Below are 15,642 nucleotides of genomic sequence, written 5' to 3' on the forward strand. Positions count from 1 at the left end.
CAAAACTTCGTCCTCCCCCCGCGCTTGTCTTCTCCGCCACGGTGATCTCGAAACGCCGCGACCTCCCTGCGGCGCACCTCACCGCTACGGAGGCGTCTCTTGCGCGACAAATCACCCGAAGGCGCCACGCGCTTCGTCCGGACGCATGAAGCCGCACGAATGCTCAGCCTCTCCGCGCGCACACTCGAAAAATACCGCTGTCACGGCGCCGGCCCGACATTCCGCAAGCTCGGCGGGCGCGTCGTCTATGCGATCGAGGATCTGCAGGCCTGGGCCGATGGGGCCGCCTGCCGCTCCACGTCCGATCCGCAATATGTCGAAGCGCGCGACGCCGTCCGCGTCGACACCGGCGTGCGCATCGCCCGCCTGAACTCCCACCGCTGAGGCGACGCCGCCATGTCGCGCCGCCTCCCCGTCATCTCGAGCGAGCGAAGCCGGCTCCACCCCTTCGTCATCGCGACGGGGGACGCATCCCCTCGCGATCAGCGCGATCTCATGGAGCGGCCGTTCTTCTCGCTCGCCAAGGCAAAGCGCACGGCCCCGATCCTCTACGAGGCGGCCGGCGCGCGCGTCGAAGTCTTCGCCATGCCCGAGCACGGCATGGCGACCATATGGGACGCCGACGTGCTGATCTGGGCAGCGAGCCAGATTGTGGACGCCGAGAACCAGGGCCTCACCACGTCCCGATTCCTGCGCTTCACGCCCTATCAACTCCTCAAGGCGGTCGGACGCGCGACCGGCGCTCGTGACTACAAGCTGCTGAAGCGAGCGCTCACCCGCCTGCAGTCGACCGCCATCTGCACCACCATTCGCAACGGCGAGCATTGGCGTCGAAGCCAATTCTCCTGGATCAACGAATGGGAGGAGTGCGTGACGCGCGACGGCCGCGTCGAAGGCATGGAATTCGTTCTCCCGGAATGGTTCTATCGCGGCGTCGTCGACCGCTCGCTCGTGCTCGCCATCGACCCGGCCTATTTCCGGCTGACGGGCGGCGTCGAGCGCTGGCTCTATCGCGTGGCCCGCAAGCATGCCGGCCACCAGAAGCAGGGCTGGATCTTCGACATCCCGCACCTGCATCAAAAATCCGGCAGCCTCGCGACGCTCAGAAGTTTCGCCTTCGACATTCGGCTCATCGTCCACCGGCAACCGCTCCCTGGTTATCGCCTACGGATCGAGCGCGAAGGTCGGCGCGAGCTGCTTCGCATCCTGCCGATCGACTTATCCACAGCCCCTGTGGATAAGCCTGTGGAAACGCTCGGGACTTCGGGAACGCATAGTATCGGGACTTCGGGAGCAGCCCTATCGGGACTTCGGGAACGCAAAGGCCAGCTAACCCTCTGGCCCGAAGAAAAAATCCGCGCTGCTAACTTAGAGTCTAACAGAGACTCTAACTTTTGTTTGCGCCCGGCGAACGTGGAAAACTCATCGGAGCGTTCGCGCACACCGAAACTTCCGTCTGAAAAGAATACGCCTGATACGACTTTCCGTAAATCCGGCTTTACGGACGATGCGACTTCCGACGCGCCTCTTCCTTTCAGCGAAAGCGAAGGACGCACGTCATGATCGTCGCGCTCCTGAACCAGAAGGGTGGCGTGGGCAAAACGACGCTCGCCCTGCATCTCGCCGGCGAATGGGCTCGGCAGGGGAAGCGCGTCACGCTGATCGATGCCGATCCTCAGGGCTCGGCGTTGGACTGGTCACAGCAGCGAGCGCGCGAAAACCTCTCGCGGCTGTTCACCGTCGTCGGCCTGCCGCGCGACACACTCCACCGTGAGGCGCCCGAGCTGGCGCACGGCGTCGACCATCTCGTCATCGACGGTCCGCCGCGCGTCGCCGGATTGATGCGCTCGGCGCTGCTCGCCGCCGATCTGGCGCTGATCCCGGTGCAGCCGTCGCCCTTCGACGGCTGGGCGTCGGCCGAGATGCTGGCTCTGCTCGGCGAGGCGCGCATCTATCGCCCGCAGCTCGCCGCCCGCTTCGTCCTGAATCGCTTCGCCGCGCGCACCGTCATTGCGCGCGAGACGGTCGAGACGCTCGCCGATCATGATCCGCCGGCGCTCTCCGCCACCATCGGTCAGCGCATCGCCTTCGCCGACGCGGCGCAGACCGGCAGGCTCGTCTGCGAGCTCGCCGACGATACGCCGGCCGCGCGCGAGATTGTCGCGCTCGCAGCCGAGGTCGGGAGGATCGCGCCATGACGATCTTCGCCGATGTGGAGGACGATCGCTCGTCGTTCCACGACGGAGGCGCCGCATGAACGAGCGCCCTGCAAAGCGCGGCTTCGCGGCGCGTCCCGGCGACGCCGAGGGCTGGATCAGATCGGCTGACGCTCCCGCCCGGCGCGCGAACGACGCCGGCGGATTCACCGCGCGCCTGACGATCGACGTCACGCCGGCGCTCCGCAGCCGCATCAAGGTCGCCGCCTTTCGGCGCGGCGTCACCGTCGCCGACATGCTGCGTAACCTGCTCATGCGCGAATTCCCTGACGATCCCGGAGAGACATCATGAACGACAACGAGCCGCAGTCCGCTCGCGTCGAAGCGCCACCGCATCGCGGCGCTGCGCCTCTCACTCATGTCGAGCTGACATGGATCGAGAAGAAGATCGAGTTCCGGATTCGCTTCGGCCATCGCGCGGAGGAAAAGATCGTCGACCGCCGCCGCCGTGTCGTCAGCTTTGCGCCGGGCAGCATCTTCTGCTTCGTCCGATGGGCGTCGAACGACTATGGCACGGTGATTTCGCGGATGGACATCGTGCGCGCGGTCGGCGCCGGCGAGCGCTATCAGACACTTCCTTTCGTGCGGCCCGGCGGCGAGATTCTGCTGCGCCTCGACGCCTGGCCGAGGGTCGAGCGAGCGCTCCAGGCGATCGACGCCATAGAGGCGATCGGCGTCGATCCGGCCGACGCGTCGCCCGATTATTGGCGGCATTTGCACAACCGTCTCGCCGTCGGCGACGAGCCACGCGCCTACACGCGCGAGCAGCACGACGCCTGGCTGAAGCGCCGGAGCGTGGCGCCATGATCCGCCTCGGCTATGTCACGGCGACGTTCTCCTCCGTGCTGCTGATTGGCGCCCAGTCCTCCTTGGGTCCCGCCACGCCATGGCTCGTCTGGAACGCGACGGCGAGCACGCCGACGGGGATCTATGAGCTTCGATCTGCCGATCGTCTCAACGCCCTGCAATTGGTTGCCGTACGGCCCCCGGAACCAATTGCGAGCTTCCTCGCCGATGGCGGCTTCCTGCCGAAAAACGTGCTGCTCTTGAAGCATCTCTTGGCGTTCCCTGGACAGACGGTGTGCCGCACCGGCGCCGTCGTCACGGTCGATGGCGTCGATGTCGGCGAAGCGCGAGATCGCGATCGTCTCGGTCGTCCGCTGCCGAACTGGAGCGGCTGCCGCACGCTTCGGCCGGACGAAGTCTTCCTCATGAATCCGACCGTCCAGGACAGCCTCGACGGTCGCTACTTCGGCCCATTCCCCGTCACGTCGATCGTCGCTCGCGCGGTTCCGATCTGGACCGACGAAGAGGGCGACGGCCGCTTTGTCTGGCGCGCCGCGGTCGACTGACGCCCGCGCGACTCTTCCAATCAAGGAGCATTCCGATGACGCAGATCGGTCGATTCACCCGCACCAAGGCAGGCTATTCGGGCGCTATCCGCACGCTGTCGCTCGACGCCCAGATCGTTCTCGTTCCCTCCGACCACGGCGGCGCGGAGAACGCGCCGGATTATCGCATCCTGCTCGGCGATGACGAAGGACCAGAAATCGGGGCGGCATGGAAACGCGTCGGCGAAAAGGCCGGCGACTATGTCTCGCTGCTCCTCCACGATCCAGCCCTGACGCAGCCGATCCGCGCCAATCTGTTCCAGTCGAGCGAAGACAAGTCCAGCTGGATTCTGCACTGGGCCCGACTCCAGAAGCGCAACGAGCGGGACTGATGACATGCGTCCGGCACTCCCGCTCATGATCAAATCGAACCGCCTGAACCGGGCCTGCACGCGTGCGCGATTCACGCTCCTTCTCCTTATCGGCCTCGCTCCGGCCTGCACACTGGGCGGGGTCCTGCCCGCAAAGGCAGCGCCGATCGAGCGCCCGACCGATCGCGATCCCTATGCCGTCCATGTCGCAGAGGCGGCGCGGCGCTTCGGCATTCCCGCGGCATGGATTCGCGCCGTGATGCAGATCGAAAGCCGCGGCCAGCGAGACGCCGTCTCGCCCAAAGGCGCAATCGGGCTCATGCAGATTATGCCCGACACTTGGTCGGAGCTGCGCGCCCGTTACGCTCTTGCCGGCGATCCCTTCGATCCTCGCGACAACATCATCGCCGGCACGGCCTATCTCCGCGAGCTGCACGAGCGCTACGGCTCGCCGGGCTTCCTCGCGGCCTATAATGCGGGACCGCGCCGCTACGAGGATTATCGCGACGGGCGCCGGTCATTGCCATCCGAGACCGCCGCCTATGTCGCGGCGCTCGCCCCTCTCATCGAGGGAAATGACAGCGCTCGACCCGCTATTCGCGCGATCTCCGGTCTTTCCCCATGGACGAAGGCGCCGCTGTTCGTCGAGCAGAACGTCAGCCGACGTGTCGCCAATCGTCCGGCGCCAATTCAGACAGCGACCGACACGACAGCTGTCGCCGTCACGCGCGATCTGTCCGCCATCGCGCCTCGCTCAGACGGCCTGTTCGTCGCGCTCTCGTCGACGGAGCACGCACAATGAGCCAGCACCGCTGTTGCAGTCGGACTGCCGACCTTCGTGCATCGACGGGTCTCATCGCCATCTTTCGCCCGGCGTTCAAAGCGCGCAGACGCATTGCGAGCGCGGTTTGTGACCACTTCGCATTCCAGCGTTTCAGAGCGCAATGTCGCAAAGAGAGAACGGTGGAAGGCAATTCAGTGCAGAACACGACCGGACTACGGCGAGATAAAAGCGCCTGCCACGCCGGCAGACAAATCGCTGTCGCGACTCGTCTTTCGTCTGGCAGGCCGGCCGGTCGTTGGCAGGTTTCGACAAGTTCTCGTGGAATTACAAGGCTTCGACTTGGACACTGCGCTCTCGCGGCCTCCGTTCGACATGGCGAGGCGATCTGATGAGCCGGAAGGAGAGCGACTTCCGCGTTCGGCCCGGCCGCGTCCGCTCGACCCGGGCGCCGAAGCCGAAGAGCTTCGTCGCTGAGGTTCTGAAAGCGGCTCGCAAAGCCGGACCTGCGACGCCGCATAGCGGCGGGCGATCGGCTGCCGCTGGCAGCTCCGGCTTTGGGCGCGGACGCGCCGCCTTCGGCCGAGCCCGCCTTTTCGATCCGGGTCGACGCGTCGTCGTCAAGGCACGCATCGTCCGTCACAAGGGCCGCAGCTTTCGATCGGCGCCGCTGTCCGCGCATCTTTCCTATCTAAAGCGCGACGGCGTCAGCCGCGACGGAGAGAAAGGCGTGATGTTCGACGCGGCCAGCGACAGCGCTGACGATCGAGCCTTTGCCGAGCGATGCGAAGAAGACCGTCATCATTTCCGCTTCATCGTCTCGCCTGAGGACGCCGCCGAGATGACCGACCTCAAAGCCTTCACCCGCGACCTCGCCGGGCGGATGGAGGTCGATCTCGGAACGAAGCTCGACTGGGTCGCCGTCGATCATTGGAACACCGACAACCCGCATGTCCATCTGCTGGTGCGTGGCGTCGACGAGACCGGCGGCGATCTCGTCATCGCCCGCGACTATATCAGCCACGGCCTGCGCTCGCGCGCGGAAGACCTCGTCGCCGTCGAACTCGGTCCACGCCCCGAACATGCGATCCGCTCGGCGCTCGAGCGCGAGGTCGACGCCGATCGCTGGACGCGGCTCGACGCCGCCATCCGCTATGCCGCCGACGAGACGGGTCTGGTCGACCTGCGCCCGGCGAGTCCCGGCCCCGACGATTCCGAATTGCGCCGCCTGATGGTCGGCCGCGCGCAAAAACTCGAGCGAATGGGCCTCGCCGCTTCCGCAGGTCCCGGCCGATGGATGATCGGACTGGAAGCCGAAGGATCGCTGCGCGATCTCGGAATGCGCGGCGACATCATAAAGACGATGCATCGCGCCTTCGCCGAGCGCGGACAGGATCGCGGCGTCGGTGACTATGCCATCGATGCTCTGCCTTCGGAGTCGCCGATCCTCGGGCGGCTCGTCGACAAAGGACTGCACGACGAGCTGAACGGAGAAGCCTATGCTGTGATCGACGGGACCGACGGCCGCGCCCATCATGTCCGCTTCCACGGCGTCGAGGCGTTCGAGCATGCTCCGCCGATCGGCGGCGTCGTCGAGGTGCGGCGCTTCGGCGGCGCCGACGATCCGCAGCCGACGCTCGTCCTGGCGACGCGGTCGGATTTCGATTTGGACCGCCAGACCGGCGCGTCGGGCGCCACCTGGCTCGATCACCGTCTCGTCGAACGCTCGCCGACGCCGCTCGCCATGGGCGGCTTCGGCGGCGAAGTCCGCGAGGCCATGAGGGCGCGCGCCGAGCATCTCATCGCCGAAGGACTGGCTCAGCGCCGAGGCGGGCAGGTCATTTTCCAGCGCGACCTGCTCGCGACGCTGCGCAGCCGCGAGCTGAATGACGCCGCTGCGAAGCTCTCGGCCGAGACCGGCCTTCCACGCGCCCAGGCCGCGGCCGGCAATCAGGTCTCTGGCGTCTATCGCCGGCGCCTCACGCTCGCCTCGGGGCGCTTCGCCATGATCGACGACGGCCTCGGCTTCCAGCTCGTGCCCTGGTCGCCGACGCTCGAGAAAAAGCTCGGCCAGCATGTCTCCGGGACAGCGCGAGACGACGGCGGCATCGAATGGAGCATCGGCAGAAAACGAGGTTTGGGCTTGTAGCGATCAGCAAGGTCGATCACTCGCGACGTCATTACTTTTTCGCCGCTGCTCGCCTCGCTACGATCGCGACGCAAACACCCTTGAACCCTCTCAGACCGCGTATTCTGACTGGACGCCTCCCACGATTTGAACGGAGGCCTCCATGTCAGCTACAAGGATTCTCTGGGGCCAGATCCTCGTCGTGTCGCTCATCGTGCTGACGACGATATGGGCGGCGACCGAATGGACCGCCTGGCGCCTCGGTTTTCAGCCGCAGCTCGGACATCCCTGGTTCGAGCTCGCCCATTTCCCCTTCTATCCGCCTCCCGCCTTCTTCTGGTGGTGGTACTCCTTCGACGCCTACGCGCCAGCGATCTTCGTCGAAGGCGGATATATCGCAGCCTCGGCCGGACCACTCTCCATCGCGACGGCGATCGCCATGTCGATCTGGCGCGCCCGCGAGGCCGACGACGCCGAGACCTATGGCTCCGCCCGCTGGGCGCGTCCAGACGAGATGAAGGCCGCTGGCCTGCTCGGCCCCGACGGCGTCGTGCTCGGCCGGCACGAAACCTCATATCTGCGGCATGACGGACCGGAACATGTCCTCTGCTTCGCCCCGACCCGGTCCGGAAAAGGCGTGGGTCTCGTCGTGCCGACGCTGCTCACCTGGCCGGGCTCGGCCATCGTCCACGACATCAAGGGCGAGAACTGGCAGCTCACCGCCGGCTTTCGCGCTGGCCATGGCCGCACCCTGCTGTTCGACCCGACCAACGGCGACTCGTCTGCCTATAATCCGCTGCTCGAAGTGCGCAGGGGCGAGTGGGAAGTCCGCGACGTGCAGAATGTCGCCGACGTGCTGGTCGACCCGGAAGGATCGCTCGAGCGCCGGAACCATTGGGAGAAGACCAGCCACTCGCTGCTTGTCGGCGCCATCCTCCATGTCCTCTACGCCGAAGCCGACAAGACACTCGCCGGCGTCGCCGCCTTCCTGTCCGATCCGAACCGGCCGATCGAAACGACGCTGCGAGCGATGATGACCACCCGCCATCTCGGCGACGGCGGTCCTCATCCCGTCGTCGCCTCGGCCGCGCGCGAGCTTCTCAACAAATCCGACAATGAGCGTTCGGGCGTCCTCAGCACCGCCATGTCGTTCCTGGGCCTCTATCGCGATCCCGTCGTGGCGAGAGTGACCCGCCAATGCGACTGGCGGATCGCCGATCTCGTGTCCGGCGCGCATCCAGCCACGCTCTACCTCGTGGTGCCGCCCTCCGACATCAGCCGCACCAAGCCGCTGATCCGACTCGTGCTCAATCAGATTGGTCGACGCCTGACCGAGGAGTTGCGGCCCACTGGCCGCCGTCACCGCATGCTGCTGATGCTCGACGAATTCCCCGCGCTCGGGCGGCTCGACTTCTTCGAGAGCGCGCTGGCCTTCATGGCGGGCTATGGCTTGAAGAGCTTTCTGATCGCGCAATCGCTGAACCAGATCGAAAAGGCCTATGGGGCGAATAATTCGATCCTCGACAATTGCCACGTGCGCGTGTCCTTCGCCACCAATGACGAGCGCACCGCGAAACGCGTGAGCGACGCGCTCGGCGCCGCGACCGAGATGAAGGCGATGAAGAACTACGCCGGGCATCGGCTTTCGCCGTGGCTCGGTCATTTGATGGTGTCGCGCTCAGAGACGGCGCGCCCGCTGCTCACCCCCGGCGAGATCATGCAGCTCCCGCCATCCGACGAGATCGTCATGATGTCGGGCCTGCATCCGATCCGGGCGAAGAAGGCGCGCTATTATGAGGATCGCCGCTTTGCTGAGCGGATTCTCCCGGTGCCGAAAGACGCGCCTCACGCGCCCCGGCCGGACGACTGGTCGGCTCTCCCGGTCCAACGCCCAGCAACCGACCTTGTCGCGCGGTCGACCGCCGAGGACGAAGCCAATGGCGGGTTACGACGCGAACCGGAGCTGCCCGACCACGTCGCGATCGTGAAGGAGACGACACCGTCACGTCGGGACCGAAATGAATTCGCCATCATCGACGATACGCCGGAGCAGGCCGCGCGCCAGCAAGAGATCGTCCGCCAGCGCATGGGTGGCCTCGCCCGTCAAGGCGCGATGGACCCGGCCGACGGCCTCGATCTGTAGGAGGCGATGATGCGCGACCGCCTCAATGTCTCGCTTCCCGTGGAGATGATCGCGAGGATCAACGAGCTTGCGGCGCAAAGACGCCTCACGCGCTCCGCTATTGTCGAGGCTGCGGTCGTGTCCTTTCTGTCGCCCGACGGCGCAGACCGAATGGAGGCCGCTTTCACGCGGCGGCTGGACCGGCTGACACGTCAGGTTCAACGCCTCGAACGCAACAGCGGCCTCACGACCGAAGCGCTCGCGCTGTTCGTCCGCTTCTGGCTGACCGTGACGCCACCCTTGCCGCCAGAGGCGCAAGCGGCCGCCCAGGTGAAAGGACGCGAGCGCTACGAAGGCTTCATCGAGGCGCTGGGGCGACGACTCAATCAGGGACGGACATTGCTCGACGAGATTCCGCGTGACATGCTCGACACAGAGCCGTCAAAGGAAGTCTCGAAGGAGACGAAGGATTAGACTGCATGGACGAATTCGCAGTCCCGACTTTTGATTGAAGATCGTCCGACTATTCAAAATCTTGCCTGTCGAGAGTGAGTTGGGGGAACGGGATTAGAGGCCCTATCGGCAAAGCCCGATCCGAAAGAGTCATGCCCATCGACAGGACGTCACGCCACTCCCCGAACTTGAAGCCGACCTCTCGATAGATGCCAATTTCTCTCATGCCCGATGCGCGATGAAGTCCGACGCTGGCGTCGTTCGGCAAGGTTATAATCGCGAACACGCTGTGGACGCCCTGCCGCCTCAGAATTGCGAAGAGCGTTTGATAGAGATGCCTTCCGACGTGCTTGCGATGATAATCTGGATGCAAGTAAACGGTCACCTCGACAGCCCAATCGTACGCAGCTCGGCCGCTGTAGCGGCCGGCATAGGCGTAACCTGCGATCCTCCCACCGTCCTCGGCGACGAGCCACGGGTAGACGGCCATACAAGCCGTCATCCGCCGAGACATTTCCTCCGCGTCCGGAGGCGTGATCTCGAAGGAGATCGCTGTTTCGCTCACAAACGGAGCATAGACGGCTGCAATGGCGGGAGCATCCTCTGGACGTGCGGGTCGAATCGTCGGCATTGGGAATAGCCTCGGCTTGATCGGGAACCGGATCAGATATATGAGACGATATGTCTAATATAATGGATAATGTCGATCAAGCCCTCGCAGAGCGCATCCGGAACGAACGCCAAGCGCGCCGCTGGTCGCTCGCAGAGCTGGCGACCCACTCTGGTGTCTCCAAGGCGATGCTGAGCAAGATCGAACGCGTCGAGGCCAGCCCGACAGCAAATACTCTCGCCAGGATCGCCACGGCGTTTGGTCTGACTCTCGCTGAACTCCTGAGTTTCGAGCGAGCGTCGCCTCCCATCCGCCTGATGCGGGCGGACGCCCAGCCAACTTGGCGGGATCCAGAAACAAATTACGTGCGACGGCAAATTTTTGTCGATCCGCGTGTGCCTTTCGAGATGGTCGAGATCATGTTGCCTGCCGGCAAAAGCGTGTCGTTTCCAGCGAGCACTTACATCGACCGTCAGCATGTCGTCTGGATGCTGTCAGGTGAATTGAATCTGAGGGAAGGCGACGAAGAGCATTTCCTGTCCACCGGCGACCGCCTTCAATTCCGCGAGCCGAGGGATGTGACCTATCGAAACGCTACTCTAAAGCCGTGTCGTTATCTCGTGGCGATCCAGCTGAGATAGGCATCGACGCGCGCACGCTCCCGCCCAACGAACAAGTATTTTTTCGCTGGACTACGACCGGCTGCTACGACGACCGAAGCCTTGTTGATCCGCCCGGTTTCTTGCCTTTTCTAATCATCCCCACGGTGGATCGCCCTCGCGCGATCGACCGAAGCGGGGGCGGGTTTGGCAGCATCTCTTCTCCATTCGCAGGCCCATGCGCGCGGCGCACGCATGCTCCGCACCGCGCTCGGACCGGCCGTCGCGAGCTTTCTCGAAGACCCTACCGTCGTCGAGGTCATGCTCAATCCGGACGGAAGGCTCTGGATCGATAGATTGTCGAGCGGCCTCGAGGATAGCGGCTGCAGAATGTCGGCGGCCGATGGCGAGCGCATCGTGCGGCTCGTCGCCCATCATGTCGGCGCCGAGGTGCATCCCGGATCGCCGCGCGTCTCGGCGGAACTGCCCGAGACGGGAGAGAGGTTCGAAGGACTTCTTCCGCCCGTCGTGGCGGCGCCCGCCTTCGCGATCCGCAAGCCTGCCGTCGCAGTGTTCACGCTCGACGACTACGCGCGCGCCGGAATCATGACGCCAGGTCAGGCGGACGTCCTGCGAACGGCCGTCGCGGATCGGAAGAACATACTCGTCGTTGGTGGCACGTCGACCGGCAAGACGACACTCGCCAATGCACTGCTCGCCGAGATCGCGCATACGGCCGATCGCGTCGTGCTGATCGAGGATACGCGCGAGCTGCAATGCCGCGCGCCAAACCTCGTCGCTCTGCGCACCAAGGACGGCGTCGTTTCCCTTTCCGACCTCGTGCGCTCGTCGCTTCGACTGCGGCCCGACCGCATTCCGATCGGCGAGGTGCGCGGCGCGGAAGCCCTCGACCTGCTGAAGGCTTGGGGCACCGGACATCCCGGCGGCATCGCCACCATTCACGCCGGCACGGCGCTCGGGGCGCTGCGCCGTCTCGAGCAGCTCATTCAGGAAGCCGTGATCACCGTGCCGCGCACGCTGATCGCCGAGACCATCGATGTCATCGCCGTTCTGCAGGGCCGCGGCAATGAGCGCCGCCTCGCCGAGCTCGCGACCGTCGACGGACCCGATCCATCCACTGGCGATTACCGCGTCCTTTCGATCGCTGCACATGTCGCAGGAGACCAATCATGACGCCCGTTGCTCCGAATAGCCGATTTGGCCGACGCATCGTCACTTTCGCTGCAATCGTCACCTGCACGGTGATTTCTTCATCTTCGGCCCGAGCCTCCGGCTCGTCGATGCCGTGGGAAACGCCGCTCAACCAAATTCTCGAATCCATCCAGGGCCCGGTCGCCAAAATCATCTCCGTCATCATCATCACGGTGACCGGCCTCACGCTCGCCTTCGGCGACACGTCGGGCGGTTTCCGCCGCCTGATCCAGATCGTCTTCGGCCTGTCGATCGCTTTCGCCGCCAGCTCCTTCTTCCTCTCCTTCTTCTCCTTCTCCGGCGGAGCGCTGATCTGATGAGCGGGTTCAACAGCGCCGAGGACGTCCCCGGCTTCTTCGTCCCCGTGCATCGGGCGCTGACCGATCCGATCCTGCTCGGCGGAGCGCCGCGGGCGGTCGCCATCGCCAATGGCACGCTCGCCGCGGCTATTGTGCTCGGACTCCGCCTCTGGCTTCCCGGCGCGCTGTTCTGGCTGGTCAGCCACAGCGCCGCGGTCTGGGCGGCGAAGCGCGATCCGCAATTCGTCGAGGTCGTGCGCCGTCACCTACGCTATCCGGCCTATTTCGGCGTGTGAGGCTGCCATGCTCGATCTCGCCGAATATCGTGCCCGACCGACGAGCCTCGCGGATTTCTTGCCCTGGGCCGCTCTCGTCGCCGAAGGCGTCGTGCTCAACAAGGACGGCTCGTTCCAGCGCACGGCGCGCTTCCGCGGCCCAGATCTCGACAGCGCGACGCCGGCCGAGCTCGTCGGCGTGACCGCCCACCTCAACAATGCGCTGCGCCGCCTCGGCTCCGGTTGGGCCATCTTCGTCGAAGCCGATCGGGCGCCGGCGCAGCATTATCCGCACGACCGCTTTCCCGATCCGGCCTCGGCGCTCGTCGACCTCGAACGCCAGAACGCCTTCGAGGAGGCGGGCGCGCATTTCGAGAGCCTGTATTTCCTGACGCTCCTCTGGCTGCCGCCGGAGGAGGACGCATCGCGCGCCGAGAAATGGCTCTATGAAGGCCGCGCGCAGGACGGCGTCGACCCTTGGGAACTGCTGCGCAGCTTCGTCGATCGCACCAGCCGCGTGCTGCAATTGATCGAGAGCTTCATGCCCGAGGCCGAATGGCTCGATGACGGCGAGACGCTGACCTTCCTGCATTCGACGATCTCGACGCGCCGCCAGCGCGTTCGCGTCCCGGAAACGCCGATGCATCTCGACGCGCTGCTCGCTGACCAGCCGCTCACCGGCGGGTTGGAGCCTCGGCTCGGAAACACGCATCTGCGGATTCTGACCATCGTCGGCTTTCCGACCGTGACTCATCCCGGCATTCTCGACGAGCTCAATCGTCTCGCCTTCCCCTATCGCTGGTCGACGCGCGCCATACTGCTCGACAAGACGGAAGCCGTTCGGCTTCTGACCAAGATTCGGCGGCAGTGGTTCGCCAAGCGAAAATCCGTCGCCGCCATCATCAAGGAGGTGATGACCAACGAAGCGTCGACCCTCGTCGACTCCGATGCGGCGAACAAGGCCGCCGACGCCGACGTCGCGCTGCAGGAGCTCGGCGCGGATGACGTCGGCGAGGCCTATGTCACCGCCACTGTCGCCGTCTGGGACGAAGACCCTGCCATTGCGACGGAACGGCTCCGCCTCGTCGAGAAGGCGATCCAGGGCCGCGATTTCACCTGCATAGCCGAAGGCGTGAATGCGGTCGAAGCCTGGCTCGGCTCACTTCCCGGCCACGCCTACGCCAATGTCCGCCAGCCGCCGATCTCGACGCTCAATCTCGCCCATATGATTCCGCTCTCCGCCGTCTGGGCGGGAGCGGACAGAGACGAGCATCTTCGCGCCTCTCCCTTGCTCTTCGGTAAGACCGAGGGCTCGACGCCCTTCCGCTTTTCGCTGCACGTCGGCGACGTCGGTCATACGCTGATCGTCGGTCCGACCGGCGCCGGCAAATCCGTGCTGCTGTCGCTGACGGCGATGCAGTTTCGTCGCTATGTGCGCGCGCAAATCTTCGCCTTCGATTTCGGCGGCTCGATCCGCGCGGCGGCGCTCGCCTGCGGCGGCGATTGGCACGATCTCGGAGGCGGTCTGTCGGCAGGTACCGAAGACAACGTGTCGCTCCAGCCGCTCGCCCACATCGACGATGCAGCCGAGCGCGCCTGGGCGGCGGAATGGGTAGCCGCCATCCTCGCCAAGGAAGGCGCCACCATGGATCCGACGGCGAAGGAGCATGTCTGGTCGGCGCTCACCTCGCTCGCCTCGTCGCCGCCCGGTGAACGCACGCTCACCGGTCTCGCCGTCTTGTTGCAATCGACGGCCCTGAAGCAGGCGCTTCAACCCTATTGCGTCGGCGGCGCCTTCGGCCGGCTGCTCGACGCCGAAGAGGAGCGCCTCGGCTATTCCAATTTCCAGGCCTTCGAAACGGAAGGACTCATCGGCGCCGGCGCCGCCGCAGCGGTCCTCACCTATCTCTTTCATCGCCTCGAGCAGCGCCTGGACGGTCGTCCGACCTTGCTCGTCATCGACGAGGGCTGGCTGGTTCTCGACGATCCCGCCTTCGCGCGTCAGCTGCGCGAATGGCTGAAGACCTTACGAAAGAAGAACGCCTCCGTCGTCTTCGCCACGCAGTCGCTCTCCGACATCGACAATAGCCCGATCGCGCCGGCGATCGTCGAGAGCTGTCCGACCCGCATCTTCCTCCCGAACGAAAGGGCGATCGAGCCGCAGATCACCGCAATCTATCGCCGCTTCGGCCTCAACGATCGCCAGATCGAGATCATCGCCCGAGCGACGCCCAAGCGCGACTATTACTGCCAATCGCGGCGCGGCAATCGCCTCTTCGAACTGGGGCTCGGACCGATCGGCCTCGCTCTTTGCGCCGCCTCCTCCAAGAGCGACCACGCCGAGATCGAGCGCATCCTCGCCGAGCACGGGCCGGATGGATTCCTGCGTGGATGGCTGATCGAGCGCGGGCTCGAATGGGCAGCCGACCTCATCCCCGACCTCACCAATCTGGAGTTTTCCTGATGGCCGCTCGCTCTTTTCGCCGCGCGGGCCTGTTCTCCGCCGTGGCTCTCTCGCTTCTCATCATCGCCGATCCGACGCCTGCGCAGATCGTCGTCTACGATCCGACCAATTTCTCACAGAACGTGCTCACCGCAGCGCGCGAGCTGCAGCAGATCAATAATCAAATCCAGAGCCTCGCCAATGAGGCGCAGATGCTGACCAATCAGGCGCGCAATCTCGCAAGCCTGCCGCTCTCGACCTTGAACCAGCTCCAGACGACGATCCAGAAGACGCAGTCGCTGCTCGCCCAGGCGCAGCTCATCGCCTTCGATGTCCAGCAGATCGAATCCGCCTTTACGACGACCTATGGTGCGGCGTCGACGAGCGCCTCCAACTCGGGGCTGATCGCCACGGCGCAGACCCGCTGGCGGAATTCCGTCGCGGCTTTCGAAGATTCCTTGAAGGTGCAGGCCGGCGTCATCGGCAACATCTCGAGCAACGGCTCCGCCATGTCGTCGCTGACCTCCGCCAGCCAGACGGCGACCGGCGCGCTGCAGGCGGCGCAGGCGGGCAATCAGCTGCTCGCGCTGCAATCGCAGCAGCTCTCCGATCTCGTCGCCGTGGTCGCAGCCAAGAGCCGCGCCGACGCGCTGGAGCAGTCGCGCATCACGGCGACGGAGTCGCAAGGACAGGAGCAATATCGACGCTTTTCGACCCGCTCCGGCTATCAGCCGGGCAATGTCACCATGTTCCATAGCAATTGAGGCGCGGTCATGCGGCGGTGGGACATATGGCGCGCCGG

Annotated in this window: 18 protein-coding genes; 17 read left to right on the forward strand and 1 reads right to left on the reverse strand. The window is 65.1% G+C overall.

What is annotated here, in order from left to right; translation table 11 throughout:
* Positions 1-159 precede the first annotated feature (159 nt).
* The 11 genes from A1351_RS05185 (at position 160) to A1351_RS05235 (ending at position 9,423) form a co-directional block, all read left to right on the forward strand.
* Positions 160-384: a DNA-binding protein gene (locus tag A1351_RS05185; RefSeq protein ID WP_244441372.1), complete on the forward strand. Its 225-nt coding sequence runs from the start codon at positions 160-162 to the stop codon at positions 382-384.
* A gap of 12 nt (positions 385-396) precedes the next feature.
* On the forward strand, positions 397-1,563 hold the full coding sequence (locus A1351_RS05190) for a replication initiator protein A (protein ID WP_064032419.1): 1,167 nt from the start codon (positions 397-399) through the stop codon (positions 1,561-1,563).
* Positions 1,560-2,198: a ParA family partition ATPase gene (gene parA, locus A1351_RS05195; protein WP_064032420.1), complete on the forward strand. Its 639-nt coding sequence runs from the start codon at positions 1,560-1,562 to the stop codon at positions 2,196-2,198. Before A1351_RS05190 ends, parA begins: the two co-directional genes overlap by 4 nt.
* 55 nt (positions 2,199-2,253) lie before the next feature.
* Entirely contained in the window at positions 2,254-2,508 is a 255-nt protein-coding gene (locus A1351_RS05200) for a hypothetical protein (protein WP_064032421.1), read from the forward strand.
* Positions 2,505-3,023, forward strand: a complete 519-nt coding sequence (locus A1351_RS05205) for a DUF2840 domain-containing protein (protein ID WP_064032422.1) — start codon at positions 2,505-2,507, stop codon at positions 3,021-3,023. Before A1351_RS05200 ends, A1351_RS05205 begins: the two co-directional genes overlap by 4 nt.
* Positions 3,020-3,568: a S26 family signal peptidase gene (locus A1351_RS05210; protein ID WP_064032423.1), complete on the forward strand. Its 549-nt coding sequence runs from the start codon at positions 3,020-3,022 to the stop codon at positions 3,566-3,568. Before A1351_RS05205 ends, A1351_RS05210 begins: the two co-directional genes overlap by 4 nt.
* 35 nt (positions 3,569-3,603) lie before the next feature.
* Positions 3,604-3,939 carry a DUF736 domain-containing protein gene (locus A1351_RS05215; protein ID WP_064032424.1) on the forward strand — a complete coding sequence of 112 codons (336 nt, stop codon included), beginning with the start codon at positions 3,604-3,606 and terminating at the stop codon, positions 3,937-3,939.
* Positions 3,940-3,943: 4 nt separating this feature from the next.
* Positions 3,944-4,720, forward strand: a complete 777-nt coding sequence (locus A1351_RS05220; RefSeq protein WP_083967154.1) for a lytic transglycosylase domain-containing protein — start codon at positions 3,944-3,946, stop codon at positions 4,718-4,720.
* A gap of 370 nt (positions 4,721-5,090) precedes the next feature.
* Positions 5,091-6,848 carry a VirD2 family relaxase/mobilization nuclease gene (locus A1351_RS05225; RefSeq protein WP_064032425.1) on the forward strand — a complete coding sequence of 586 codons (1,758 nt, stop codon included), beginning with the start codon at positions 5,091-5,093 and terminating at the stop codon, positions 6,846-6,848.
* A gap of 142 nt (positions 6,849-6,990) precedes the next feature.
* Entirely contained in the window at positions 6,991-8,970 is a 1,980-nt protein-coding gene (locus A1351_RS05230) for a conjugal transfer protein TraG (protein ID WP_064032426.1), read from the forward strand.
* A 9-nt stretch (positions 8,971-8,979) separates the two neighbouring features.
* Positions 8,980-9,423, forward strand: coding sequence for a ribbon-helix-helix domain-containing protein (locus tag A1351_RS05235; protein ID WP_064032469.1), 444 nt, complete (start codon positions 8,980-8,982; stop codon positions 9,421-9,423).
* 49 nt (positions 9,424-9,472) lie between these two features.
* Here the strand turns inward: A1351_RS05235 and A1351_RS05240 are convergent, their stop codons facing one another.
* Positions 9,473-10,033, reverse strand: coding sequence for a GNAT family N-acetyltransferase (locus tag A1351_RS05240; RefSeq protein WP_064032427.1), 561 nt, complete (start codon positions 10,031-10,033; stop codon positions 9,473-9,475).
* A gap of 62 nt (positions 10,034-10,095) precedes the next feature.
* Between A1351_RS05240 and A1351_RS05245 the strand changes: the two genes are divergently transcribed.
* The 6 genes from A1351_RS05245 to trbJ all read left to right on the forward strand — a co-directional run bounded on the left by A1351_RS05245 (position 10,096) and on the right by trbJ (position 15,604).
* A complete protein-coding gene (locus A1351_RS05245) occupies positions 10,096-10,653 on the forward strand; it encodes an XRE family transcriptional regulator (RefSeq protein WP_244594562.1) in 558 nt (185 codons plus the stop codon).
* Positions 10,654-10,818: 165 nt separating this feature from the next.
* A complete protein-coding gene (gene trbB, locus A1351_RS05250) occupies positions 10,819-11,805 on the forward strand; it encodes a P-type conjugative transfer ATPase TrbB (RefSeq protein ID WP_083967155.1) in 987 nt (328 codons plus the stop codon).
* Positions 11,802-12,140 (forward strand): TrbC/VirB2 family protein, encoded by a 339-nt coding sequence (locus A1351_RS05255; protein WP_064032430.1) that lies wholly within the window; start codon positions 11,802-11,804, stop codon positions 12,138-12,140. The genes trbB and A1351_RS05255 overlap by 4 nt, the downstream gene beginning before the upstream one ends.
* Positions 12,140-12,418 carry a VirB3 family type IV secretion system protein gene (locus A1351_RS05260; RefSeq protein ID WP_064032431.1) on the forward strand — a complete coding sequence of 93 codons (279 nt, stop codon included), beginning with the start codon at positions 12,140-12,142 and terminating at the stop codon, positions 12,416-12,418. Before A1351_RS05255 ends, A1351_RS05260 begins: the two co-directional genes overlap by 1 nt.
* A 7-nt stretch (positions 12,419-12,425) precedes the next feature.
* Positions 12,426-14,861 (forward strand): conjugal transfer protein TrbE, encoded by a 2,436-nt coding sequence (gene trbE / locus A1351_RS05265; RefSeq protein WP_064032432.1) that lies wholly within the window; start codon positions 12,426-12,428, stop codon positions 14,859-14,861.
* Positions 14,861-15,604: a P-type conjugative transfer protein TrbJ gene (gene trbJ / locus A1351_RS05270; protein ID WP_064032433.1), complete on the forward strand. Its 744-nt coding sequence runs from the start codon at positions 14,861-14,863 to the stop codon at positions 15,602-15,604. Before trbE ends, trbJ begins: the two co-directional genes overlap by 1 nt.
* Positions 15,605-15,642: the final 38 nt, after the last annotated feature.

Source organism: Methylosinus sp. R-45379, assembly GCF_001644125.1.
GTDB lineage: Bacteria > Pseudomonadota > Alphaproteobacteria > Rhizobiales > Beijerinckiaceae > Methylosinus.

Coding starts and splice junctions, on each gene's coding strand:
- A1351_RS05185 (WP_244441372.1), top strand. CDS start 160: ATGCTCAGCCTCTCCGCGCGCACACTCGAAAAATACCGCTGTCACGGC.
- A1351_RS05190 (WP_064032419.1), top strand. CDS start 397: ATGTCGCGCCGCCTCCCCGTCATCTCGAGCGAGCGAAGCCGGCTCCAC.
- parA (WP_064032420.1), top strand. CDS start 1,560: ATGATCGTCGCGCTCCTGAACCAGAAGGGTGGCGTGGGCAAAACGACG.
- A1351_RS05200 (WP_064032421.1), top strand. CDS start 2,254: ATGAACGAGCGCCCTGCAAAGCGCGGCTTCGCGGCGCGTCCCGGCGAC.
- A1351_RS05205 (WP_064032422.1), top strand. CDS start 2,505: ATGAACGACAACGAGCCGCAGTCCGCTCGCGTCGAAGCGCCACCGCAT.
- A1351_RS05210 (WP_064032423.1), top strand. CDS start 3,020: ATGATCCGCCTCGGCTATGTCACGGCGACGTTCTCCTCCGTGCTGCTG.
- A1351_RS05215 (WP_064032424.1), top strand. CDS start 3,604: ATGACGCAGATCGGTCGATTCACCCGCACCAAGGCAGGCTATTCGGGC.
- A1351_RS05220 (WP_083967154.1), top strand. CDS start 3,944: ATGCGTCCGGCACTCCCGCTCATGATCAAATCGAACCGCCTGAACCGG.
- A1351_RS05225 (WP_064032425.1), top strand. CDS start 5,091: ATGAGCCGGAAGGAGAGCGACTTCCGCGTTCGGCCCGGCCGCGTCCGC.
- A1351_RS05230 (WP_064032426.1), top strand. CDS start 6,991: ATGTCAGCTACAAGGATTCTCTGGGGCCAGATCCTCGTCGTGTCGCTC.
- A1351_RS05235 (WP_064032469.1), top strand. CDS start 8,980: ATGCGCGACCGCCTCAATGTCTCGCTTCCCGTGGAGATGATCGCGAGG.
- A1351_RS05240 (WP_064032427.1), bottom strand. CDS start 10,033: ATGCCGACGATTCGACCCGCACGTCCAGAGGATGCTCCCGCCATTGCA.
- A1351_RS05245 (WP_244594562.1), top strand. CDS start 10,096: ATGGATAATGTCGATCAAGCCCTCGCAGAGCGCATCCGGAACGAACGC.
- A1351_RS05255 (WP_064032430.1), top strand. CDS start 11,802: ATGACGCCCGTTGCTCCGAATAGCCGATTTGGCCGACGCATCGTCACT.
- A1351_RS05260 (WP_064032431.1), top strand. CDS start 12,140: ATGAGCGGGTTCAACAGCGCCGAGGACGTCCCCGGCTTCTTCGTCCCC.
- trbE (WP_064032432.1), top strand. CDS start 12,426: ATGCTCGATCTCGCCGAATATCGTGCCCGACCGACGAGCCTCGCGGAT.
- trbJ (WP_064032433.1), top strand. CDS start 14,861: ATGGCCGCTCGCTCTTTTCGCCGCGCGGGCCTGTTCTCCGCCGTGGCT.